This window comes from Eisenbergiella massiliensis (assembly GCF_003435485.1).
Map to the genome: position 1 here is coordinate 11,916 of NZ_QVLV01000008.1, position 23,281 is coordinate 35,196.

Consider the following 23,281-nt stretch of genomic DNA (forward strand, 5'->3'; position numbering starts at 1 on the left):
GAGAACAATTCCGGCCGGCCAGAGATGGCCGGCTGTTTTCAAAGAAAAGGAGAAGGGTATGGAATACGGATTGGAAAAAATTCCTTTCAGCAGGTATGGCTCTTATTTTGCCGTTTCGATCAATCAGGAGGATGGCTGCCTGTATCTGCGGGACTTGCATGGCGGAGATGAAACCTGCTCCGATATTTATGAAATGCGGTTCCCGGAAATCGGGGAGAGGCAGCGTTTTATCCGTACGGAATCTGAGCTTATGTGGTTTCGGGAAGGACAGGCGGAATGCTGGCTGAAAATCTGCATGGACAGGGATGGCCGCGTCCATTTCCTGGCGGATGGCCTGGTGCTTGAACTGCATGCCAGAGGAGGCAGATATGATACGCTTGTGCCCCTGGACGAAAGGCGGATGGAACATCATTTTTATAAAAAACAGCGGAAGTTTCTTTTTACCTGTCTGCAAGGGCGGATAACGCAGACACAGCAGTGGGATGTGGTGGGGAGCAGGGATGCGGTTATCTCTGTCTGCGGGAAAAATGCAGAGGGAGCGCCGCTGCGGACACACTGCGTCCTGGAAAGCTACCGGTGTGTGGGAACAAAGCAGGAATATCCTTCCTATGAGGAAGCCCATAAGGAAACAAAGGAAGCCTTCGATGCCTGGGAACGGCAGTTTCGCGGACCAAACAGGGTTTTTGAGGAGAGCCGCAGGCTGGCCGCTTATCTTACCTGGGCCAATTTCGTCCCGGCAAATGGGTTCCTCACCCACGACGCCATGTATATGTCAAAGAACTGGATGTTTAATATCTGGAGCTGGGATAACTGCTTTGGAGGGATTGCACTGAGCCGTGTGCAGCCAAAGCTGGCATGGGGACAGTTGAAGATTTTTATGGACAATCAGGACAGCTGCGGCGTATATGCGGACTACATAAATGAGGCGGGCGCTTCCTTTAACTGTACCAAGCCTCCTATCCATGCCTGGGCATTTCAGAAAATGAGCGCTCAGAATGCTTTCTTTTTACAGAAGGAAATTCAGGAGGAGGCCTATGAAAGCTTCTGCCGCGTTACGGATTACTGGCTTTGCTGCCGCAGGACGCCGGGAGCCGTGATGCCGGTTTATTTTCACGGAAATGATTCAGGCTGGGACAACGCTTCTGTTTTCCATCGGGGTTTCCCTGTGGAATCCCCGGATTTGAGCGCATTTCTTATCTATCAGATGGATGTGCTTTCCCGTATGGCGCAGGAGCTTCACAGACCGGAGGAAAGTGCGGCATGGAAGAAAAAAGCGGATGAAATGTATGGGCGCTTTTTCGAACGATTTTTTATAAACGGCAGATTGTGCGCATGGTATACGCCTGAACGGCAGCAGATTATGGAAGGTGACAGTCTGTTAATGTATATGCCGCTGCAGATTGCCTATCGGATGGAAAAGAAAACGGCGGATGAACTGGTGCGTCAGATGCTGGAGCGGTTTGAGACGCCGTACGGGCTGGCAACAGAAAACCCCCGGAGTGAATATTACAAAACGGGCGGATACTGGCTGGGGCCTGTCTGGGCGCCGGTTATGTATCTGATGATAGATGCGCTTCGGGACAACGGCTATGAGCAGGAGGCACGCAGGCTGGCGGAGAAATTCTGCCGTGTCACGCAAATCGGGCTGATGAGTGAAAATTATGATCCCTTTACCGGGGATGGCTATGACGATCCGGCTTTTTCCTGGCCCTCCTGCGTTCTCCTGCAGCTGCTGTGGGAATATCCGGATCTGGGAGAGGAGTAAAACGTGAAGGAATACTGGGGAATGCTGGGACTGCTGCTTGTCACAATTATCTGGGGCGCGGGATTTACCGCCAGCGATATTGCGTTACAAAGCCTGGAACCTTTTCAGATTATGGCAGGAAGATTTCTTCTGGCGGCGCTTCTTATGGGCGTTGCCGGTTTTCCCCGGGTTACGAAAATCACCAGGCAGGAGTGGAAGGCGGGAACAGGGATGGGAGTGTTTCTGTTTGCCGCCTTCGCCCTTCAGACGGTGGGGCTGCGTTATACCACACCTTCTAAAAATGCCTTTCTTACCGCGGCAAATGTGGTTTTTGTCCCCTTTATAGCGTTCCTTTTTTACAGAAAAAAGGTGCGGCCGGCCGAAATATGCGGTGCGATTCTGGCGCTGGCCGGCGTTGGCTTTCTGTCCCTGGAACGGGATCTGCGGCTGGGGCTTGGGGATGCGCTTACCCTGGCCGGCGCGGTCTGCTTTGCTTTTCAGATTGTGCTGACGGGAAAAGCGGTGGAGAAGTATCGCCCCATGGCGCTTAATTTTGTACAGATGGCGACAGCCTGCATATGTTCTCTGGCCGGGCTGGTATGCAGCCGGAATGTGAAGATAAGCTTTACTGCCGGCGGGGTATTGTCGGTTTTATATCTGGGTGCGGTGAGCACAGCGCTTACTTATCTGCTGCAGACCCTTTCCCAGAGGTATGTGGATGAAACAAAGGCGGCGGTCATACTATCTCTGGAAGCGGTATTTGGCTGCCTGTTTTCCGTATTGCTTTTAAAGGAGCATATAACATTGCGCATGTTGGCGGGAGCGGGGATGATCCTTTCAGCGGTGCTTATCCCGGAGATAAAATGGAAACGCAGATTGATCGGCAATGGCGTGGGTAAGGGAGAAAACGGGGGTAAGAAATAAAGCGGGAAAAGAATGGCGCAGTATGACTGCAAAAAAGAATGCCGCAGTATGCCAGCTTCCTCTTTTTCCGGCCTGTAATTCATGTTAGAATATATTTCTGGGGAAATATCCGGTAAACAGCCTTGTGGAGGTTATCCTTTTGCCGGGGATAAATCACATGCAAAAGACAGGGAAGGCTGCATATTTGTATAGGAGTTCCTCAGAAAATTACTGACAGTTTTCAGACGGAAGGAGAAATGAAATGCAGGCATACTTGTTTGTACATTTCAAAGAAAAGACGACCCCGGACGGGGAGCAGGTGTATTTCGGCCTGAGTAAGGACGGATTCCACTGGGAAGAGGTGAACGGCGGAAATCCGGTGCTCTGGACCTATTACGGGGACAAGGGCGTGAGGGATTTCACGATTACCCGGTGTGAAGGGAATGGGAAATTTTATATTTTTGCCACGGACTTAAGCCTCTCCTATGGTATGAGAAACCAGTATCATGGTTCCTGGGACGAAATCGGAAGGAACGGCAGCAAATGCTTTTCCGTATGGGAATCGGACAATCTGGTGGACTGGACGGAGCAGCGGCTGGCAAAAATCGGGGATGAGAATTTCGGCTGCCTGTGGGCGCCGGATATTATTTATGACAGGGAAAACGGGGATTATCTGCTGCACTGGTCGTCCTCCCACAGCTGCAATAATTATGGAAGGAAAGGGATTTATTACAGCCGTACGAAGGATTTTAAGGAATTCAGCTCTCCTGAGGTTTTATACCGGAAAGAGGACAGCGGCGTGATCGACTCCGCAATTTACGAGGAAAACGGCTGGTATTATATGTTTATCAAGAGTGAAGGAAACCCGGAGAAGATCATCCTTCTGCGGTCCGCCCATGCAGCGGGGCCTTACGAGCGTGTGGAGGCCTTTGACGAAAGCATGGAAGCTGTGGAAAGCGGCCTGTACGAAGCGCCTACCGCGGTGAAGCTGGAGGATGGCCGGTGGTGCCTGTTCCTGGACTATTACGGCGTTCCCGGCGCGGGACAGGGGTATGTCCCCTTTGTGGCGGACAGCCTGGCGGACGGACATTTTGTGCGCTCGGACGCTTCCTTTGATTTCCCTTATGGCTTTAAGCATGGAACGATACTGACCATTTCCATGGAGGAATATGATCGGATAAAATCCCATAACTGGTCGGATAAGGGGTATGTATAAAGCTGGCGGATGTGATATAATATGGAAGGGCAGTAACTGTGCAGGGACTGTACAGTTACTGCCCTTTAATCACAGGAGGAGAAAGCAATGACAAAGAAACAGGTGTATAACCCCTATTTGCCATCCTACGAATACGTACCGGATGGGGAGCCGCATGTATTCGGCGGCCGTGTTTATGTTTACGGAAGCCATGACCGTTTTGACGGTGAAATGTTCTGCCTGAACGATTATATCTGCTATTCGGCGGATGTGAAGGATTTGACGCAGTGGAAGTATGAAGGCGTTATTTTCAGAAAGGATCAGGACCCCAGAAACCAGAACCCTACGGAAACGGAGCCAATCCGTAAAATTTACAACGTGAAGTCCAGGTTTGGAAATGGCCTGAATCCTCCCGGAATCCATGCTCTCTGGGCGCCGGACGTGGTGAAGGGGCTGGATGGAAAATATTATTTATATTATTGTCTGGATTTCCTTCCGGAAATCGGCGTTGCAGTTTGCGATACGCCTGCGGGAAGCTATGAATTCCTGGGCTTTGTGAAGCATGCGGACGGTACTATACTGGGAAGAGGGGAGAATGATCTGGGACAGTTTGATCCCGGTATTTTTATAGATGATGATGGGGAAATCTATCTGTATTCCGGCAACGCGCCCATGCATAAGGAGCATATCGGAGGGAAGCAGGGCTCCCAGGTGATGACGCTGGAAAAGGATATGGTTACCCTGAAAACGGAGCCCCGCCTGCTTCTGCCCTCCATTGCGGACAGTGAGGGGACAAGCTTTGTGGGCCATGAGTTTTTTGAGGCCAGCTCCATCCGTAAAATCGGAAGCACCTATTATTTTGTATATTCCTCTGTCCTCAGCCACGAATTGTGCTATGCGGTCAGCAGCAGGCCTGACCGGGATTATATTTATGGCGGGACAATCATAGATATCGGAGATGTGGGACTTGAGGGAAGATGTGCCAAGGATGCCCTGAACTGTCTGGGAAATACCCATGGCGGCATTGAATATATTAACGGGCAGTGGTATGTTTTCTACCACAGGCAGACCAACCGCACCCAGTTTTCCAGACAGGGCTGCGCGGAAAAAATCAGCATAGATGCGGACGGGCATATCAGGCAGGTGCCGGTGACCTCATGCGGTTTGAATGATGGCCCGCTGGCCGGAGAAGGGAAATATCCCGCTTATATCTGCTGCAGGCTGACCGGAAAGGACGGGGCTGTATTTTCTTCCCAGGGGGATATGGAATTCAGGTTCCCTTATCTTACCCAGGATATCCCGGACAGGGATCCTGATGCGGAAGGCGTGAATACGGAGGAAGGGCTTCCCGTCCAGTATATAGCCAATGTGGGCGACGGCACGGTAATCGGGTATAAATCGTTTTGTTTTAACGGGACAAAAAAGATTACCATGCTTGTAAGAGGCTGCGGTAAGGGAACCGTGACCGTTTCTGCTGAAGCGGAAGGAAAAGCGGCCGGAACGATCCGCGTGGATGTGGATTCGGATTCCTGGCAGGAGGTTTCCGGCGAAGTAAATATGCCGGACGGCGAGCAGGATTTGTATTTCCGCTATGATGGGGAAGGCAGCTTTGATTTTATTGCATTTTCATTGGAAAAGGTCCGTGTTTGATTATAAGGAAGAAGAAATTGTACTGCACGGCTGTCAGGGAGATGTGTATCACTGGAAAAAGCCGGAACGTGCATAATATGTATTATTTTGTACCAAAACGGGCAATCGGGAGGAAATCAGATGAATCAGAACAGGAAACCAATTGATTATGCCAAAGCATCCTGCGAAACGATGATGCGGAAATTCGCGGCGCAGGATCTGCCGCCCAAAGGACATTTCCATTATCACCAGGGTGTTTTCCTTTCAGGGGTATATCAGACATACAGGCTTTGTGGCGATGAGAGGTATTTTCAGTATATCAAAGACTGGGTGGATTCCATTATCGATGAGAATGGGGAAATACATACCTTTGACAAGGGGCAGCTGGATGATATCCAGCCGGGGATTCTGCTGTATCCGCTGTTGGATAAAACAGGAGATCAAAGGTATCAGAAGGCGCTGGATACCTTGCTTCCTATCATAAGGGATTTTCCCAGAAACAAGGACGGCGGATTCTGGCATAAGGAAGGATGTCCGGAGCAGATGTGGCTGGACGGCCTGTATATGGCCGGACCGATTTGTGCGGAATATGCCGCCAGGTTCCAGCAGCCGGAATATCTGGAACTTGCTGCGAAGCAGGCGCTTCTCATGGAGGAAAAAACAAGGGATGACAAGACCGGCCTGTGGTATCATGCATGGGACTGTTCCCATCGTGAGGACTGGGCGGATCAGGAAACAGGGCTGTCTCATGAATTCTGGGGGAGAAGCATAGGCTGGGTGCCGGTTGCCATTCTGGACGAACTGGATTTTATGGAGCCTTCCCACCCACAGTATGAAAAGCTGTGTGCCCTGGTGCGTAATCTGCTGGAGTCTGTCTGCCGTTATCAGTCTGCAGACGGCCGCTGGTATCAGGTAGTGGATAAAGGCGGAAAAGAGGGCAACTGGCTGGAAACCTCATGCTCCTGTCTGTATACGGCCGCCATTGTAAAAGCGGTGCATAAGGGGATTTTGCCGGAGCAGTACCTGGAACAGGCCGTCAAAGGGTATGAAGCGGTTATCCATTCTCTGGCCTGGGAGGGAGAGGATCTCCTGGTGGGCGGCGTGTGCATTGGAACCGGCGTGGGGGATTACAGGCATTATTGCGAGCGCCCCACTTCAGTAAACGATCTGCATGGAGTTGGCGCCTTCCTGCTGATGTGCGCGCAGATGGAGACGGTGATGTAATTCAGGATACTGGAAAGTAAACGTAAAGGTCCGTATTTTGATTCTGGTAACGGAATGAGAATACGGACTTTTTGTATTGCCATGTTTAAAAAGATATGTTATTATAATTCCGTCACACAGCAGTATCTACGCTGCTGTAATAACAGGCCGTTCAGGCCGGTCTTTCATTTCGGCGCTTCTTTTCGAAGCAAAAATCCGTAAATGACAACAATTGAAGACAGGAGGAGCATTTATGGCAAATAGGCTCAGGAATTATTTCCCGCTCATCAGGGAACGAAAGGAGGTGTTGAAGGAGATTGGCGAAAACAGCGGACTGTATGCGGTATTCACGGGCTGGAAGCCGGAGCAGCAGGAGGAATTCCTTGATTTCTGTACAGGGATGAAGGGGGTTAAGATCCTCTATGATTCTTTTTTTAAAGAGGTCATGAACCCGGAATATACGCCTGGCAGGCTGAACCGGTTTCTGTCGCTGCTGATTGGGAAAAAGGTAACGATCCGGCAGGTGATTCCCAACGACGGCAGCAGGATTGCCGATGAGAATACGCTGCTGATCACGGATATTGTGGTGGAGTTTGAAGAAGGAAGCCTGGCAAACGTGGAAATCCAGAAAATAGGCTATTCCTTTCCCGGAGAACGCAGCGCCTGTTATTCCGCGGATTTGCTGCTGAGGCAGTACAAAAGGGTACGGGATGAGAAAAACAGGACAAAGCAGAAGTTCAGCTATAAGGATATCAAAAATGTATACATAATCGTTTTGTTTGACAAAAGCGCAAGAGAATTTCATGCTGTTTTGGGAAAACACCTGCATAAATCCTACTGGGGCTTTGATACAGGTCTGGAAGTTGAGCTTCTGCAGAACTTTATCTTCATTACGCTTGACATTTTTCGTAAAAACATGGAAAATAAAAGCATAGAGAATGAACTGGATGCGTGGTTAATGTTTTTCAGTTCCGAGGATCCGGAACGGATAATTGAACTGATAGATAAATACCCGATGTTCAGGGAGATGTATGATGATATTTATGAACTCTGCCGGAATATGGAAAAGGTGATGGGTATGTTTTCAAAGGAATTGCGGGAACTGGATCGTAATACAGTGCAGTATATGATTGACGAGATGCAGGAGACGATTGACGCGCAGGCAGCTGCGCTTGAGGCAAATGAGAAAAAACTGGAAGCAGAAAGAAAACGGCATGAAGAAGAGTTGGAAAGAGAAAAAGCAAAATATGCGGAAGCCCTTAGGTGCATAGAGGAACTGAAAAGAAAATCCAGTTCGGATCCTTTGCAGTAATCTGTTTTTAGGTGGAATTTCTGCCATATAAAGAAATAGTAAACTTTGTATTCGTTAAAACTAGAATCCGGATTGTCACCGGGCTATACGCAGTAAATGGCAATCAATAATTTGAGGCGGTATCCAATCAGGGGGAAACAGCGGCTGTCCAACCTGGGTGCCGTCTCTTTTTTTACTGTGAAAGTCGGTGGTGAGTGTGGGAGTTCGTAGCACGGAGCAATCGACTTTCATTCATGATGATGTCTGCCTGGCAGACATGTCCGTTTAGTATAGTGGCTCCGGAAGAATGCAGGTAACGGTTCAGACAGCCAGGTTTTAACAACTCTATAATAACTTTGGCTTAAACTACGGTTATAAAGAAAAAAGGGAAAAGAGAAGGATTATGGCAGATATTTTAATCGTGGAGGATGAAACGGCAATCAACGAGCTTATCAGGAGAAACCTGGAGCTTGTGGGGCACCGCTGTGTGTCTGTATATGACGGGGAGGAAGCAATCCGGCGGCTTCAGGAGGGGCAGTTTGATCTGATGCTACTGGATATTATGCTGCCGGGGGCGGACGGCTTTGAGGTGTATCAGACCGCGGAGCATGTACCTACGATTTTTCTCACGGCAAAGGGCGGGCTTTCCGACAGAGTGAGAGGGCTCCGCATGGGGGCGGATGACTATATTGTCAAGCCCTTTGAAATGCTGGAGCTTTTGGCCAGGGTGGAGGCTGTGCTGCGCCGGACAAGGAAAAGCGGGACGGATTTTGTTTTTTACGGTGTGCGGATTGATTTTGAAAGCCGGACCATTGAAAAGGACGGGCAGGAGACAGAGTGCACGCCCAGAGAGTATGAGCTGTTGGAAACCCTGGTGAAGAACCGCAATATCGCCCTGTCCCGGGAGCGGCTCCTGGATTTGGTCTGGGGCTATGACTATGAAGGGGATATCAGGACCGTGGACGTCCATATCCAGAAGCTGCGCAAAAAGCTGGGGCTGGAGGACTGCATCAAAACCGTATATAAGCTGGGTTACCGGCTGGAGATTAAATAATATGAAAAAAAAGACCTTTTTTACAACCATGCTTTTATTTCTTCTTTTCTTCAACGGCGCTTTCCTTTTTCTGGCGGTGGTTTTCTGGCATGAAAAACTGGATGTACAGAAGGAAATGGCGCTGTCGGAGCATTATATGATTCTCACCTCCGCGGCCAGGGACATGCAGGCGCTGGACAGCAGGGGAAACGGCGGGAACTATAATATGGAGGAGCTGATGCAGCCCTATACACAGTTCAGGCAGGACGGGCACAGGTCGCTTTATCTGTATCATGGCGGCCAGCTGCTGTATTCCGATGAAACAAAGCGGACAGGGAAGGATGCGGAGAATGCGCTGGCGCCCAGCCTGAAGGAGAGCGGCCAGCGGGAAATACGGATGGTGAAGGAAAAAAAAGAAACCGGGGAATACGGCTTCCTCTATGTGGAAGGGTGTTTTCCCCAGCCCTATGAGGACTATTCCCTCATTTATAAATACAGCCTTAAGGATATTTATGAGAACTGGAGAGAAATGAAAAATCTGCTTTTTTTATGCGGCGGTGTGTTTTCGCTTTTACTCTCCCTTTGCCTGATAGCGCTGCTGAACCGCCTGTTCCATCCGCTGCAGCAGATTGCGGAGACGTCCCGGGAGATGACTTCCGGGGACTTTAACGGCAGGCTTCCGGAAAAAGGGCGGGACGAGGTGGCAGCCATGGCGCACAGCTTTAACCAGATGGCGGAAACGATAAAGACGCAGATTGCCGAGCTGGAGGAGGCGGCCTCACAGAAGCAGAGGCTTGTGGATAATTTTGCCCATGAGCTGCGCACACCTTTGACAGCCATATATGGTTATGCGGAATATCTCCAGAAGGCGGCGGTTTCTGAGGAGGATAAGGTTTCCTCGGCGGGCTATATCATGTCCCAGTGCCGCAGATTATCCAATCTCTCCCAGCAGCTGCTGGAGCTTTCGGCGCTGCGTGAGGAAGGGGGAAGCCTGGGAAAAATTCAGGTGGATAAGCTGTTTTACGCCGTAAAGCAGACCATTCTGCCAAAGGCGGAGTCCCGCGGCGTTGCGGTTTCTTTTGAAGCGAAGCTGGAGGAGCTGAAGGGGAACAGGGATCTGCTGGAAAGCCTGCTGATCAATCTGATAGATAACGGAATCAAGGCCTGTGACAGCGGCGGGACAGTCAGGGTGAGCGCATATTTTCAGGGAAGGCACCCGGCGCTTGCGGTCGCGGATAATGGAAGGGGGATTCCGGAAAAGGCAATCTCTCAGATAAAAGAGCCTTTTTACAGGGTGGATAAAGCGCGCAGCCGGAAGGAGGGCGGTGCGGGCCTGGGCCTGTCAATCTGTGAACAGATTGCCCAGGTGCATCAGGCGCAGCTTCAGATTGGTTCGGCGCCGGGAAAAGGGACAGTCATACGGATTATTTTTCCGGAAATTTAATCACTTGATAATAAGTTTACAATAACTCTCTCATATAGCGGTATTATAGTAGCCTTATCAAAACAAAAGACGGCGCAGGGCAATTTATGAAAAGTGTATCGCCGTAAAAAAGAAAGGCAGGAAAAGAAAATGAGAGAGAACAGAAAAGTTGGGAAAAACAGGATGGAAAGAAAAATGAGAAAAAATAAGGGAGCAGGCATTCTGGCCGCCGTGACAGGCGCTTTTGCCCTTGTATGCGGTTGTGCGGCCATGTTCAGCGGCATGGCGGAGGCGGCAGCGGCTGCCGATATGGGAAGGACGGAGCGGATTCCCACCGTATATAACCTTCCGGCTGCGGCGCAGGGCCAGACAGCGCCGGAGGGCTACAGCAAAGCCAGCTATACGGCAGTTTCGGATCCGCTGGAATATTATCGGGATAAAAAGCCCACGGAAAATGATCTGACCCAGGAGGAAGCGGCGGAAATCGGTGCACAGCTTTTATGGAGGCTGTTTGAGGTCAGGCTGGACGGAGCCACGGTTTATATGGGCTATGATAATGGAACGGAAACCTTCCCCAGGGCGTTCTGGAGCGGTGATGTGAGGTTCGGCACAAACCGGAGGCCTGAGGATAACTGCTATACCTTTATGATAGATGCGGTAACGGGGGAAGGCTTTTTGGCAACGTATGGCAGGACTCTGAGCGTAAAAGTGGATTTGGGGCTGGATGCGGCGCTGGCAAAGGATCCAGGTGAATACATGAAGCTGGCAAAGGAGTTTGCGGAAAAAAAGAATCTGGTCGGCGGTGCGGTGAAGGAATGCGTCTATAACTGCCAGGGCTACAGCTCTAACGATCCGACCATTACTATTGATGTATATGGCGTCAGCGGGGAACGTGCTTCCATCACGTTTTCCCGATATGACCGGGCCGTACTGGGGATTTCCCTGGATGCAAACGAAAAAATCATGGAGATGATGCAGAAGCTGTGGGAACAGAATGCCGCGGAAATGGATAATAACATGGCAGGGGGCATAACGGGAAATGCGGAGGAAATCACGGAATTGAAGGCGAAATAGCCCTGCGGTCAGTGCGAAGCGCTGGCCTGCGCAGCTAAATGGTCTGCTCTGTATGAACTTTAGCCGGAAATTCATTGCTGAAGCGTTACAAAATTTTGGGCCCAGGTATTACAGAATTTCATATGATTGACATTGGCGGCAGGAAAGGATACACTGATTCTGCATATGTTTTCAGACAGACATCCAGGAATAGAAAAAGGGGGAACTTACGATGAGCGAATACAGAAAAGCAAAACCTGAGGAAAGGGAAGCCTGTATTGAATTTGCAGATTATGTTTTCAGTAAAGCGCACTGTCCGCATGATTTCGAAACGTTGATACCGAGGGTTTATGGAGAAGGCGTTGATTCCGCCTCCATGCACCGTATAGCAGTGGATGAAAGAGGAAAAATCCGCGCCCTGATTGCGGTTTTGCGGGAAGAGCTTGAAGTGGGCGGCAAAGCGCTGCAGGCAGGCTTTGTGGGAACCGTTTCAGTACATCCGAAGGCGCGGGGCGAAGGCCATATGAAGGTTCTGATGGGAGAATGGCTGAAGGAAATGCGCGAAACCTGTGACATTGCCGTTTTAGGCGGCCAGAGGCAGCGATATGAATATTTTGGGTTTACGCGGGGCGGTTCGCAGTATAAATATTCGGTAAACCGTTCTAATATTCGTCATGCACTGAAGAAGACGGACTGCGGCGGCATTTCTTTTTGCCCGCTGGAGGAAGCGGAGGGCGGATACGAGCTTGTTTATAACATTAACAAACAGCGTCCTGCCCGGGTGGAGAGGCCGAAGGAGCAGATTGGCTCCATTGTGCGGAATATGGGGGAAAAGGCTCTGGCAGTGCTGGACAACGAAAAGTTAACCGGATATATCCTTGTCAGTGGGAACGGTGATACGGTGTGTGAACTGGGACTTTTGGATGCGGGAATTATGGAGGCTGTGATTAAGGCGTATCTTGCTTATACAGAGCGGGATGAAATTGAGATCGTGGCGTCTGCCTATGATAAAGCGCTGAACCAGCGTATCGGACGCTTTGCAGAGTCTTATTGCGTGGAACCCAGCGAGATGTTTCAGATTTTTGATTTTGCCAATGTCCTGGAGGCTTATCTTTCCCTGAAACAGAAAACCCTGGGACTGGCTTTGGGTGAATTTTCTGCGGTCCTGGACGGACAGCCTGTAACGGTATGGGCGGATGAAAATGGGGTTTCTGTGGAACGTGCGGCAAAGCCGGGGGCTGCGGTGCTTGATAAGCATCAGGCGCAGGAGCTCCTGCTTTCAGAATATGGCCGGTTCATGGATGTGCAGGCTCCGGTGGGCTGGTTCCCGTTGCCGGTATTCTGGTATGCGGCGGATTCTTTCTGAAAGATTTTTTTATTAAAATGATATAGAAAGCGATTAGGCATCTTCCGGTTTCCTGACCGGAGGATGCTTTTTTGAATTCTGAAGAAAGTGCATGGTTACCAGAAGGATACTAATATGCCTGGAGATACTATCCCACTTTTATGTGCGTACTTTTTTTGCAGCAAAACCGGGTATATGATGGATATAGAACATGAAACTAACTGCGCCATATGTTCCTGCAGCGCCGGCCGAATATGCTGCGCAGTGCCGCGGGGAATGAGGGCAGCAGCTGAAATTGGGGAAGTAAAGTGGAAAAGGAGAAGCTGATATGGAAATGAAAATGATGGACAAACTGAAAAACCTGGATGAATGGAACGGAAACGGAGAGTTTCAGGCAAGGACGAGCGCACAGGGGATGATGCGTGCAGCGGAAGGCGCGGGAACGGCATGCGGCTCTGCGTGCGGTGCAGCGGATCCGGAGAAGAAGCCGGGTGCATGCGGCTCCGCTTGTGGTGCGTCAAATCCGGAGAATAAACCGACTGCGTGTGGTACTGCCTGCGGGACAACAGATCCGGAAAAGAAACCAAGCGCATGTGGCACCGCCTGCGGGACGACAGATCCGGAAAAGAAACCAAGCGCATGTGGCACCGCTTGTGGTGCATCAGATCCTGAGGAGAAGCCGGGCGCATGTGGCACCGCTTGTGGTGCAACAGATCCGGAAAAGAAACCGGGTACACGCAGTTCTGCGTGCGGTGCATCGGATCCGGAGAAGAAACCGAGCGCGTGCGGCTCTGCGTGCGGTGCGTCGGATCCGGAGAAGAAACCCAGCGCATGCAGCTCTGCCTGCGGAGCCTCAGATCCGGAGAAGAAACCCAGCGCGTGCGGCTCTGCCTGCGGAACCTCAGATCCGGAGAAGAAACCGAGCGCGTGCGGCTCTGCCTGCGGAACCTCAGATCCGGAAAAGAAACCCAGCGCATGCAGCTCTGCCTGCGGAACCTCAGATCCGGAAAAGAAACCGAGCGCGTGCGGCACCGCCTGCGGGACGACAGATCCGGAAAAGAAACCGAGTGCATGCGGCACCGCCTGCGGAACCTCAGATCCGGAATAGCCACCAGGCGCCTGTAGTTCTACCTGCGGAACCTCAGATCCGGAGCAGCCATTAGGCGCCTGCAATTTCCCCTGTGGCGCATCAGCCCCTGAAAGGTAAAACCCCGTCCTGGCCCGCACCAATCCTACCCCGCACCGCCGCCATAGATAACCCGACCATAACAGCCAGCCCACATACCGGAGGAATACAGAATGAACCCTTATTTCGCCTTTCAATGGCACATAACAGACAACTGCGATCAGCGGTGCAGGCACTGCTATATATTTTCTGAAGACAGCTGTAAAAAGCTGGCTGAGATGTCCTATAGCGATATGGAAAAGGTGCTGGACAACTGCCTGGATATGTGCGGAAAGCTGTCCCGCACCCCGTATTTTTACATAACCGGAGGCGACCCCATTCTGCACCCTGATTTCTGGAGACTGCTGGAACTGCTGAAAAAGCATGAAATCACCTTCGCCATTCTGGGAAACCCCTTCCATCTTAATGATGAAGTCTGCCGCCGGCTCTACGATTATGGCTGCCGTAAGTACCAGCTTTCCCTGGATGGATTGAGGGAAACCCACGACAGCTTCCGCAAGCCCGGCTCCTTCGACATTACCCTGGAAAAAATCAGCTGCATCCGCAGGGCGGGTATGTATTGTGCCATCATGTCCACCGTATCTAAAACCAATATGGACGAAATCCCCGGGCTGATTGATGTAGTTGTGGAAAAACAGGCCGATGTTTTCGCCGTGGGCCGCTATTGCCCCACCAGTGAGGAAAAAAGCGCGGAATTCCATATGGAACCCCTGGAATACCGGGCATATCTGGAAAAATGCTGGGAAAAGTTTGAACAATATAAGGGCTGCGGCACCACCTTCCAGCTCAAGGATCACCTGTGGACCCTGTTCCTTTATGAAAAGGGAATATTCAAAATCCCGGAGAACCTGAAACCAGACACTATTTATGACGGCTGCCACTGCGGCATCTGCCATATGACGATACTGCCCACAGGCGATGTCTATGCCTGCCGCAGGATGGAAAGCAGGATTGGAAATGCCCTGACGGACAGCATGGCGGATCTGTTTCTGGGAGAAAAAATGGATCAGTATCGGCAATATGACAGCTTTGAAAAGTGTGCCGGCTGTGAACTTCTCCGCTTCTGCAGAGGCTGCCCTGCGGTAACCTTCGGCTATACGGGAAATATGTACGCGCCCGACCCGCAGTGCTGGAAAACAACTTCATCCCCAAATGCCTGAAGCGGCACAGGAAGCTTCTCCAGGCATTTTCGGGAAGGACAAAAAGGAAAGGAGCAGCCGATGAACGCGCAAACCTGTATTCGAAAACTGCGCTATGTATGCAGCACATCCATGGGAACCGTAGATGCTCACGGAAATCCCCAGGTGCGAATTATCAATATCATGCATGTGGAACCGGAAAAAGGAGAAATTTATTTTGTAACCGCCAGAGGAAAGAATTTTTACAGAGAGCTGCAGAATGGAAAAGAGGTCGCCATCACGGCGCTCACCCGTTATCAGGAAATGATCCGCGTCAACGGCATTCCGGAAAGGGTGCCTGATACCAGGCAGAAAAAATGGCTGGACCGTATCTTTGAAGAAAACCAGATAATGAATAATGTATATCCCGGAAACAGCCGATATGTTCTGGAAGTATTCTGCGTGAAAAAAGCAGTGATAGAATATTTTAACCTGGGTGTCCATCCCATATTCAGGGAACGTTATACAATCGGGGAAGAAGCCAAAAGAGGCGGCGGATTTATGGTTACAGAGGCCTGCATCGGCTGTGGGAAATGCCTTCAGGCCTGCCCCCAGGGCTGTATCCTGGAAAAAATTCCGGTTGAAATTAAAGAGGAAAACTGCCTTCACTGCGGCCTGTGCAGCGAGGTCTGTCCGGTACAGGCCATCAAAAGGATAGAAGAGGAATAGAAAAATGCCGACAGGATTGTATCAGAGAATAAAAAGGAACAGCGGGCCAATCGGGGAACTGGCAGCGCTTCTGAAAAATGCGGATGCAGTTGTAGTGGGGGCAGGTTCCGGCCTGTCCGCCGCCGCAGGGCTTATGTATTCCGGAGAACGTTTTACGGCAAATTTCCGTGAATTTATAGAACGCTACGGATTAAGGGATATGTATTCCGCCGGTTTTTACCCATTTCCTACTCAGGAAGAAAAATGGGCTTACTGGAGCAGGCATATTTACTATAACCGTTATGATGTGGCGCCCGGAAAACCCTATCTGGATCTGTACGCGCTTCTGAAGGATAAAAATTATTTCATACTCACCACCAATGTGGATCATCAGTTCTGGCTGGCCGGTTTCCCGGACGAAAGGATTTTTGCCACACAGGGGGATTACGGCCTGTTCCAATGTGCAAAAGCCTGCCATAAAAAGCTTTATAATAATGAAACGCAGGTCAGAGCCATGGTGGCCCGGCAGAAAAACTGCCGGATTCCATCCGAACTGGTTCCCAGATGTCCGGTATGCGGAGGGTATATGGAGGTGAATCTGCGCTGCGACGGTTATTTCGTGGAAGATGAGGCGTGGATGCGCGCGTGCGTCCGCTATGAAGATTTCCTTCGTGAAAATAAGGACGGAAGGGTGGTTTATCTGGAGCTGGGCGTGGGAATGAATACGCCAGGCATCATCAAATACCCTTTCTGGCAGATGACCGATAAAAACCCTGCCGCCGTTTATGTGTGCATCAATCTGTCAGAGGCCTGTGCGCCATGGGAAATTAAGGAGCGTTCGATCTGCATCAGCGAAGATATCGCACAGGTGCTGAAGGAACTGGCAGAAACTGGAAAAGAAGGAAGGTGATTTGGAATGTCAAAGGAGGAACAGGCGCGTTACCTGATTCAAAGCCTGATAAAGGATATGCCCGAATATGGAGGTGTGGAAATTCCGGAGGGTGAAGCTGAACAGTGGCGCTTAATCCGTTCCCTGATGAACGTGCGGCCGCCCCGGCCGGTTTCCCAATCCTTTTTAGAGGTGCAGAATGCATATTTATCCCAAATGGTCAAACAGCGGGGGATCATTGATTGCCATGGGCTTATCCCATCGGATTTGGATGAGCGGATCTTCCTGTGGCAGGGGGATATCACCCGCTTAAAAGCAGACGCTGTCGTCAATGCGGCAAACAGTGCGCTTTTAGGCTGTTTTATACCTTGCCATTCCTGTATTGACAATATGATCCACTCCCTTGCGGGCGTGCAGCTCCGACTGGAATGCAATGAGATAATGTGCGAACAGGGGCATGAGGAACCCACGGGCTCTGCGAAAATTACCCCGGGCTACAATCTCCCCTGCCGTTATATCCTGCATACGGTAGGCCCGGTTATTTCCGGTCCGCTCCGCCGCAAAGACTGTGAGCTGCTCTCAGGCTGCTACAGGTCGTGTCTGGAGCTTGCGGCGGAAAATCATCTGGAGTCGATAGCATTTTGCTGCATTTCAACGGGAGTATTTCATTTTCCCCAGGAAATAGCCGCCGAAATTGCAGTAAAAACGGTATGCCGCTTCCTGGAAGGTAATTCCTCTGTGAAACAGGTTATTTTTAATGTGTTTACGGATAAGGATAAGGAGATTTACAAAGAATTGCTGAAAAAATAAAATATGGCACAGGCCCGGCTGCAGGGCGGACAGAAGGCCGTCCGGCGCCTGCAAAGCCTGAGCCTGCGGCAAAGAATAGACACAGAAATGCGTGTCTATTTTTTTGCCCTGAAATACATAATATGGAACGCGGACGGTTTGGGTTTTGTGGTATAATTTTGACACATCGGCCAATCTGTGGAAATGAACAGCGGCAAATTGACAACTTTGACACATCTGCGTGATAAAATGGATACAAGGATACCTGGAATTGTGAGCCAAAAGGGAAAATAACGATGAAAATATTGATAATAGAGGACGAGCGTCCCATAAATAATTTAATCAGGAGCACGCTGACGGCTGACGGTTACAGCTGCGACTGTGCCTTTGACGGAAAGGAAGGCGCGGATCTCATTGAACAGAGGCAATATGATCTTATCCTGCTTGATTTGATGCTGCCGGAAATAAGCGGCTATGATCTGCTGGAATACATACGGTCTTTGGGAAATATACGCGCCGCCCAAATCCCGGTTATTATCATCTCCGCCATGGGACAGGTGCAGGATCGCATTCGCGGCCTTCATTTGGGCGCGGATGATTATCTGTGCAAACCTTTTCAGATTGGGGAGCTTGCCGCCAGAGTCGAAGCAGTCCTGCGCAGGAGCGGACACTCCAATGAAAAAATCCGGATAGGCGATGTGCTCATTTCACCCGCATCACGGCAGGTATGGAAAGCCGGGACTCCGGTGGAATTAACAGTAAAGGAATTTGACCTGCTTGCAGAACTGGCGCGGCATAAAAATGTGGTTCTCAGCCGGGAGAAGCTGTATGAAACCGTATGGCAGGAGGAGTACACCGGCGAAACCCGGACATTGGATTCCCATATTCAGAAGCTGCGGAAGAAGCTGGGGTGGAACGGGCAAATCAAGACTGTGTTTCGCATCGGATATCGTCTGGAGGAACAGGAGCAGTGAGATATTTCCATAAGTTTTTTCTGAGCATAACGCTGATACTTACGGCAGCCCTGGCAGTGATGGAATATTCCTGCGTGGCATTCAGCTTAAACCACTCCTTCCGCCGGGCGCAGGACAGCGGGCTTATGCAGCATCAGCTTATCAAGCATACCATCCAGTCCACAATTCTGAATACGCTCAGCGGCGGAATCGTACCGGAACCAAGGCTTTCAGCCATTGGGGAAAATGCTGCCGGCCTGTTGGGAACGGGAGGCGGCCTGCTGCTAGCCGGAGAAGCGGATGGGATATATTATTCCGATCTCGCCTCTCCGCAGGATTTTGGGGATATTCAGGAGGGATACATAAATTATCAGGTGGTAAGAGAGGACGGCGCCGTTTCTCTGATTGTTAAAAGTGAATTTACGCAGAGCGGCCGGCGCTTATTCCTTGTGACAAAGCAGGACATATCGCAGGTTTTTTCAGAAGCGGAAAATCTGCTGGCACAATGCACGCGCCTGTATTTTCTGATTCTTGCAGTGAGCACAGCGGCGGCCCTGGGGCTGTCCTGGGCGCTGACAAGGCCGCTTACCATTCTGCGCCGCGCTACCCGCGCCTTTGGAAACGGGGATTACAGCTTTCGGGCGAACATCCATGCAAGGGATGAAATCGGCGGGCTGGCGCAGGATTATAATAAAATGGCGGATACCGTTGAGGAAAAGATTCGGGAGCTTGAAACAGCGGCAAGCCGGCAGAAGCGGTTTACCGCCAATTTTGCCCATGAGTTAAAAACGCCCATGACCTCTGTCATCGGATATGCGGATATGATATATCAAAGGAAGCTGTCTGAGGAAGAAACGGAGCAGGCGGCATGGTTTATCATGAATGAAGGGATGCGCCTGGAAGCGCTGTCCTTCAAGCTCATGGATTTGTTCGCGTTGGATCAAACCGGTTTTACGCTGGAGGAAACGGAAATCACAACCGTAATGCAGGATGCACAAGCCTCTTTACTGCCGTCCGCGGAAAAAAGAGGCGTGGAATTTGTCTGTCAGGCCGAACCCGCCTGGGTCAGGCTTGAATATGATCTTTTTAAGACCCTTTTGCTAAATCTCCTGGACAACGCGCTTAAATCCGGCGGAAAGCACGTAACACTGCTGGGACGCGCGGAAAAGGAGCTTTACCGCGTGTCTGTATCGGATGATGGCAGGGGGATTCCATCAGATGAGCTTATGCGTATCACGGAGGCCTTCTATATGGTGGACAAGTCCCGTTCCCGCAGGGAACACGGCGCGGGGCTGGGGCTTGCGCTGTGTGCGCGCATTGCCGGAATACATGGAACGAAGCTGGAGTATGTCAGTGAAACAGGGAAAGGAACAACGGTTTCCTTTACGTTGAGAAAGGAGGCGGAAGGTGATGAAGCATAAAGGCATCTACAGAATAGTCCCCTTCCTTTTGGCAGTTCTCCTGATCTCTTCCGGCCTTGTTCTTCCCCGGTTGATGATAAAACGGCTGAAAACACAGCTTCTGCAGGTCTCCGGTAATGTCAGGGCGGAAAGCCTTGCCCTGTACGGCTATGATGAAATAAACGCGCAGGTACTTGCCGGGCGGATGAAGGGATTATCCGAAATGACGGCGCTGCTTGCTGCGGGAGAGGATACCTCCGATGCACTGCTTATCGATACAAGGGAGCCGCTGGATACAGAACTGACGCAGGAGAATGCGATCAGCGCCGCACAGTCATTTTTGAGCGATATGCAGACAGTCTTTGCGGAGTACGGCTATTCCTTTTTTGACGACAGTTCTGCCGACGCCGCCCGCAGTACAGAAAAGGCGGCAGCTGAATATGAATATTCCGGGGCAAGCCTTCTCCTGTCATCCTCCGATGCGTCGCTTTCCCTTTGGAAGATAGGGCTGGGGAATTATGAGGTCATCCTGGACGCCGTAACCGGTACCCCTGTGTATCTTTGCGGGGACATCAGCCATGCCGGGGTCCCTTTAACCAAATGCGAGCCCTACGATCTTTTCTGGAAAGCGGCAGCAGGGGCATACAATTCACGCTACATGTTGGGGATTGACCTGTACCCCCGGCAAATGGAGGTAAATGAGGAGCCAGAGACAGCAGGAAGAATCCATACCTGGAAGGGACAGGGGGAACACTGTTATCTTAAAGTGGAGTTCCTGCAGGATGAAAAAAAATATACGCCTTTCTTCAGCATCCGGCTTTATGAATAAAAAACAGAGCATTTGACAACTTTGACACAACTTGGTGAAAAGTAAGACAAAACCTCCTGTTACACTGGAAATGTCCGGTGCGGCAGGAGGTTTTTTACCGGAAAGCAACGGACGGATTCTCAAAACTTACCGATAAATTCGGAATACTGATTCAGGGAGGCAATATGATGCGCAATATGAAAAAATGTACCAGTTTTTTAATCACTGCTTTCATTATTTTGGGCCTGACGGCCTGTGGGCCGAAGGCCCCGGCAGGCACGGCCGGTTCAAATGCAGGGGCGTCAAATACGCCGGAGGCAAATGCACAAGGGGCAAATGTATCGGAGTCTGATGCATCGGCGTCTAACGTTCCGGGGTTAAGTGCAGCAGAGACAAATACGCCGGACGCACAGGAGGATGTTCTAACTGCCGGTGAATCGGTCCGGAACACAACCATACATATCAGTAAAGATTATGGCGGTAATTTTTCTGCAGATGCGGATGTCCTTGCGCCTGATATCAGCAGCGCCCATATCATGACGGCAAAAAGGATGTGGTTTGATGAACAGAAGGCAGTCTCCGTCCTGTTTGACGGAAAAACACCCCAAAAGGAAGCGGCTGCGGCAGACGGCGGCATTTCCTACAGCGATGGCAGCGCATCGCTGCTGTTAACCCCGGGCACCCTTTACTACCGGACAAAGGACTGTGCATATTACAAATTTCCCACAGACAGCTTCTCGGCGGATTACGATATCAATTCTGTCGGATCCGGGTTGGGAGAGGTATACAGACAGGAAAATCTGGGCTTTATGACAAAGGAAGAAGCCCTTGAGGCTGTTTCCCTTGTTTTGAATAAGCTTTCAATTGACGTTGCGGACGAAGTGGAATGCTACGCCATTGATTCGGCAGCTATGCAGGAACAGCAGGATAAAAGAATCAAAGAAATGTCGGAATATATGGAGACGTTTGGCATAACGCCGGCGGATGACAAATCAGAAAATGATCCGACATATGGTTATCAGACAAAGGATAAGTTCACATCGGATGACGATTTCTACCGGTTCTATTTCAAGGTTGTGGACAATAACATTCCCATAACGCAGAAAACCTACACGACTCAGGCAAATGAACGAGGCATGGAAGGCTCCGTGGTTGAAGTATCCTTTTCAAAGAAGGGGATAATGGAGCTGCGTTACAGCGCTATCTATCAGATGCAAAGTACTGACGCGGCGGCCGGTCAGCTTCTTTCCGCCGAAGAGGCGCTGCAAAAGGCGGCTGATATCTGTAACGGCAGTAATTCCACGGATAAAATCACAGTCACGGCAGCTGATTTAGAATATGTCCCCACGCCCTATAATGACAGCTATGAGGACGTTAAGCTGGTTCCGGCATGGAGCCTGACCTTACAGTATGACTATGCGAAGCCTGCCAAGGGGGAAAAGAACGATGGCAAAACAGACAGCTATAAGAAAATAATGTTCATCAATGCCGTTACCGGTGAAGAGATCCGGTAACAGCCTGCGCTGTTGAAGAATCCGGCAACATTTTGGAACATGGAAACCAATAGTATTTTCATTCCGTTTTTCCTCCCAAACTGTTCGGTTAAAAGCCCATGGCCTCAAGGATCCGATGGGCTTTTTCTTTTGTTGTAAGTATTTCCAATAACCGGAATGCAACATCGGGAACGGTTTTCAGGCAGGAGGAGGTGATGATATTGTCATTGACAATAAGCCATTCATTTCCCGGAACAGCGCCGGACTCCTCCAATTCCTTCCTTTTACAGCTTCCGCGCAGATGGCAGGTGGTTGCTTTCCTGCCCTTCAGAACGCCGCTTTTTGCCAGTGGGAAAGCGGCCACACAGACGGATGCAATCAACCACAGATATCAATTTCCACATCACAGCCGAAATCATCATGCGCCCAGCTCATTACATCAACAAAAGAGCTGAACTCTATGGTTTCAAAAGCATTCAGGCATAAAAGTAAAATTTTCATATGTAACCTCTTGAAGCCCGGCTTCATTTTATTTACCAGAAAAATTGTTGTTTATTCCCGCGAGCAACGAGCCAAGTAGCCATGCTTGGTTGGATATTTGGCGACTGCCGCGAGGGTCAAATACCCCGCTGCTCTGCAGCGAGGTCTTTGATTTGTTTCGCAGATTTTATGGGATCTGCATTTTTATAACTGATTAAAATATGGCAGGGAGCGAAAATAACTGCCGCCGCTGTGAGCAGGACTGAGCGGCTTAAGATTCCACTGGAAAGAAATATTGCGGAGGGGAGGATGGATAAAGCCAGCGCCCTGAAAAGCGAATTTTTCCTGAAGCAGATAATCCAAATCAGGCAGTAAAGGAAGAGCAGTACCCCATTAATTCCCAGATACATTGCGAATGCTTCGTCTGACGGAAAGCCATGACAGGTGCCGGGAATATTAATTATCATTGTCCCGAAGCAGCCAAAACGGCCAACCTGTTCCAGAAATTCTATTTTTTTGTTTTTCCAAACATCAATAAAGTCGTCCCTGCATTGAACTGCATAGATAATGTTCGGAATCATAATGATAGAAATGAAGAACAGGCCGAATATATTTAACCATTCCATGATAGCTACCCC

General features: G+C 50.3%; 22 protein-coding genes. 19 read left to right on the forward strand and 3 right to left on the reverse strand.

The genetic code is table 11. The annotated features are described in order from the left end of the window. The first annotated feature begins 58 nt into the window (after positions 1-58). From DXC51_RS12860 to DXC51_RS12955, 19 genes are all read left to right on the forward strand, one after another. Entirely contained in the window at positions 59-1,765 is a 1,707-nt protein-coding gene (locus DXC51_RS12860) for an amylo-alpha-1,6-glucosidase (protein ID WP_021639069.1), read from the forward strand. 3 nt (positions 1,766-1,768) lie between these two features. Beyond that, complete coding sequence (locus DXC51_RS12865) at positions 1,769-2,668, forward strand: DMT family transporter (protein WP_051358459.1); 900 nt, start codon at positions 1,769-1,771, stop codon at positions 2,666-2,668. 241 nt (positions 2,669-2,909) lie between these two features. Next, positions 2,910-3,863 (forward strand): glycoside hydrolase family 43 protein, encoded by a 954-nt coding sequence (locus DXC51_RS12870; RefSeq protein WP_021639067.1) that lies wholly within the window; start codon positions 2,910-2,912, stop codon positions 3,861-3,863. 87 nt (positions 3,864-3,950) lie between these two features. Next, on the forward strand, positions 3,951-5,492 hold the full coding sequence (locus DXC51_RS12875) for a family 43 glycosylhydrolase (protein WP_021639066.1): 1,542 nt from the start codon (positions 3,951-3,953) through the stop codon (positions 5,490-5,492). 120 nt (positions 5,493-5,612) lie between these two features. Further along, positions 5,613-6,695, forward strand: a complete 1,083-nt coding sequence (locus DXC51_RS12880) for a glycoside hydrolase family 88/105 protein (RefSeq protein ID WP_021639064.1) — start codon at positions 5,613-5,615, stop codon at positions 6,693-6,695. A 232-nt stretch (positions 6,696-6,927) separates the two neighbouring features. Beyond that, positions 6,928-7,986, forward strand: a complete 1,059-nt coding sequence (locus tag DXC51_RS12885) for a PD-(D/E)XK nuclease family transposase (RefSeq protein ID WP_021639062.1) — start codon at positions 6,928-6,930, stop codon at positions 7,984-7,986. 382 nt (positions 7,987-8,368) lie between these two features. Then, on the forward strand, positions 8,369-9,019 hold the full coding sequence (locus DXC51_RS12890) for a response regulator transcription factor (protein ID WP_021639060.1): 651 nt from the start codon (positions 8,369-8,371) through the stop codon (positions 9,017-9,019). A gap of 1 nt (position 9,020) precedes the next feature. Then, a complete protein-coding gene (locus DXC51_RS12895) occupies positions 9,021-10,442 on the forward strand; it encodes a HAMP domain-containing sensor histidine kinase (protein WP_021639059.1) in 1,422 nt (473 codons plus the stop codon). A 129-nt stretch (positions 10,443-10,571) separates the two neighbouring features. Then, positions 10,572-11,495: a hypothetical protein gene (locus DXC51_RS12900; protein ID WP_025491551.1), complete on the forward strand. Its 924-nt coding sequence runs from the start codon at positions 10,572-10,574 to the stop codon at positions 11,493-11,495. 211 nt (positions 11,496-11,706) lie between these two features. Next, positions 11,707-12,840, forward strand: a complete 1,134-nt coding sequence (locus tag DXC51_RS12905) for a GNAT family N-acetyltransferase (protein WP_021639057.1) — start codon at positions 11,707-11,709, stop codon at positions 12,838-12,840. A 307-nt stretch (positions 12,841-13,147) separates the two neighbouring features. Next, positions 13,148-13,927 (forward strand): ACGX-repeat peptide, encoded by a 780-nt coding sequence (gene acgA / locus DXC51_RS12915; RefSeq protein ID WP_243003197.1) that lies wholly within the window; start codon positions 13,148-13,150, stop codon positions 13,925-13,927. 191 nt (positions 13,928-14,118) lie between these two features. Beyond that, entirely contained in the window at positions 14,119-15,165 is a 1,047-nt protein-coding gene (gene acgM / locus DXC51_RS12920; protein WP_035321526.1) for a radical SAM/SPASM domain protein, ACGX system, read from the forward strand. Positions 15,166-15,225: 60 nt separating this feature from the next. Beyond that, positions 15,226-15,852: a 4Fe-4S binding protein gene (locus DXC51_RS12925; protein WP_035321524.1), complete on the forward strand. Its 627-nt coding sequence runs from the start codon at positions 15,226-15,228 to the stop codon at positions 15,850-15,852. A gap of 4 nt (positions 15,853-15,856) precedes the next feature. Further along, positions 15,857-16,741, forward strand: coding sequence for an SIR2 family NAD-dependent protein deacylase (locus DXC51_RS12930; protein WP_021635348.1), 885 nt, complete (start codon positions 15,857-15,859; stop codon positions 16,739-16,741). Positions 16,742-16,747: 6 nt separating this feature from the next. Next, the gene (locus DXC51_RS12935) at positions 16,748-17,530 is read left to right on the forward strand and encodes a protein-ADP-ribose hydrolase (protein WP_021635347.1); all 783 of its coding nucleotides are present in this window, start codon (positions 16,748-16,750) and stop codon (positions 17,528-17,530) included. 275 nt (positions 17,531-17,805) lie between these two features. Further along, entirely contained in the window at positions 17,806-18,483 is a 678-nt protein-coding gene (locus tag DXC51_RS12940; RefSeq protein ID WP_021635345.1) for a response regulator transcription factor, read from the forward strand. Continuing rightward, the gene (locus tag DXC51_RS12945) at positions 18,480-19,883 is read left to right on the forward strand and encodes a sensor histidine kinase (protein ID WP_021635344.1); all 1,404 of its coding nucleotides are present in this window, start codon (positions 18,480-18,482) and stop codon (positions 19,881-19,883) included. Before DXC51_RS12940 ends, DXC51_RS12945 begins: the two co-directional genes overlap by 4 nt. Continuing rightward, a complete protein-coding gene (locus DXC51_RS12950) occupies positions 19,873-20,691 on the forward strand; it encodes a hypothetical protein (RefSeq protein ID WP_021635343.1) in 819 nt (272 codons plus the stop codon). Before DXC51_RS12945 ends, DXC51_RS12950 begins: the two co-directional genes overlap by 11 nt. Positions 20,692-20,855: 164 nt before the next feature. After that, positions 20,856-22,184 (forward strand): hypothetical protein, encoded by a 1,329-nt coding sequence (locus tag DXC51_RS12955; RefSeq protein ID WP_147332365.1) that lies wholly within the window; start codon positions 20,856-20,858, stop codon positions 22,182-22,184. An 88-nt stretch (positions 22,185-22,272) separates the two neighbouring features. Here DXC51_RS12955 and DXC51_RS12960 read toward each other — a convergent pair whose 3' ends face one another. The 3 genes from DXC51_RS12960 to DXC51_RS12965 form a co-directional block, all read right to left on the reverse strand. Then, positions 22,273-22,545 carry a DJ-1/PfpI family protein gene (locus DXC51_RS12960; protein ID WP_051358334.1) on the reverse strand — a complete coding sequence of 91 codons (273 nt, stop codon included), beginning with the start codon at positions 22,543-22,545 and terminating at the stop codon, positions 22,273-22,275. Further along, positions 22,542-22,664 carry a protease gene (locus tag DXC51_RS30425; RefSeq protein WP_035321540.1) on the reverse strand — a complete coding sequence of 41 codons (123 nt, stop codon included), beginning with the start codon at positions 22,662-22,664 and terminating at the stop codon, positions 22,542-22,544. The genes DXC51_RS12960 and DXC51_RS30425 overlap by 4 nt, the downstream gene beginning before the upstream one ends. Positions 22,665-22,780: 116 nt before the next feature. Continuing rightward, positions 22,781-23,269, reverse strand: a complete 489-nt coding sequence (locus DXC51_RS12965) for a hypothetical protein (protein WP_021635338.1) — start codon at positions 23,267-23,269, stop codon at positions 22,781-22,783. Positions 23,270-23,281 lie beyond the last annotated feature (12 nt).

Coding starts and splice junctions, on each gene's coding strand:
- DXC51_RS12870 (WP_021639067.1), top strand. CDS start 2,910: ATGCAGGCATACTTGTTTGTACATTTCAAAGAAAAGACGACCCCGGAC.
- DXC51_RS12940 (WP_021635345.1), top strand. CDS start 17,806: ATGAAAATATTGATAATAGAGGACGAGCGTCCCATAAATAATTTAATC.
- DXC51_RS12965 (WP_021635338.1), bottom strand. CDS start 23,269: ATGGAATGGTTAAATATATTCGGCCTGTTCTTCATTTCTATCATTATG.
- DXC51_RS12905 (WP_021639057.1), top strand. CDS start 11,707: ATGAGCGAATACAGAAAAGCAAAACCTGAGGAAAGGGAAGCCTGTATT.
- acgM (WP_035321526.1), top strand. CDS start 14,119: ATGAACCCTTATTTCGCCTTTCAATGGCACATAACAGACAACTGCGAT.
- DXC51_RS12935 (WP_021635347.1), top strand. CDS start 16,748: ATGTCAAAGGAGGAACAGGCGCGTTACCTGATTCAAAGCCTGATAAAG.
- DXC51_RS12930 (WP_021635348.1), top strand. CDS start 15,857: ATGCCGACAGGATTGTATCAGAGAATAAAAAGGAACAGCGGGCCAATC.
- DXC51_RS12955 (WP_147332365.1), top strand. CDS start 20,856: ATGATGCGCAATATGAAAAAATGTACCAGTTTTTTAATCACTGCTTTC.
- DXC51_RS12860 (WP_021639069.1), top strand. CDS start 59: ATGGAATACGGATTGGAAAAAATTCCTTTCAGCAGGTATGGCTCTTAT.
- DXC51_RS12875 (WP_021639066.1), top strand. CDS start 3,951: ATGACAAAGAAACAGGTGTATAACCCCTATTTGCCATCCTACGAATAC.
- DXC51_RS12925 (WP_035321524.1), top strand. CDS start 15,226: ATGAACGCGCAAACCTGTATTCGAAAACTGCGCTATGTATGCAGCACA.
- acgA (WP_243003197.1), top strand. CDS start 13,148: ATGGAAATGAAAATGATGGACAAACTGAAAAACCTGGATGAATGGAAC.
- DXC51_RS12895 (WP_021639059.1), top strand. CDS start 9,021: ATGAAAAAAAAGACCTTTTTTACAACCATGCTTTTATTTCTTCTTTTC.
- DXC51_RS12900 (WP_025491551.1), top strand. CDS start 10,572: ATGAGAGAGAACAGAAAAGTTGGGAAAAACAGGATGGAAAGAAAAATG.
- DXC51_RS30425 (WP_035321540.1), bottom strand. CDS start 22,664: ATGAAAATTTTACTTTTATGCCTGAATGCTTTTGAAACCATAGAGTTC.
- DXC51_RS12950 (WP_021635343.1), top strand. CDS start 19,873: ATGAAGCATAAAGGCATCTACAGAATAGTCCCCTTCCTTTTGGCAGTT.
- DXC51_RS12890 (WP_021639060.1), top strand. CDS start 8,369: ATGGCAGATATTTTAATCGTGGAGGATGAAACGGCAATCAACGAGCTT.
- DXC51_RS12880 (WP_021639064.1), top strand. CDS start 5,613: ATGAATCAGAACAGGAAACCAATTGATTATGCCAAAGCATCCTGCGAA.
- DXC51_RS12885 (WP_021639062.1), top strand. CDS start 6,928: ATGGCAAATAGGCTCAGGAATTATTTCCCGCTCATCAGGGAACGAAAG.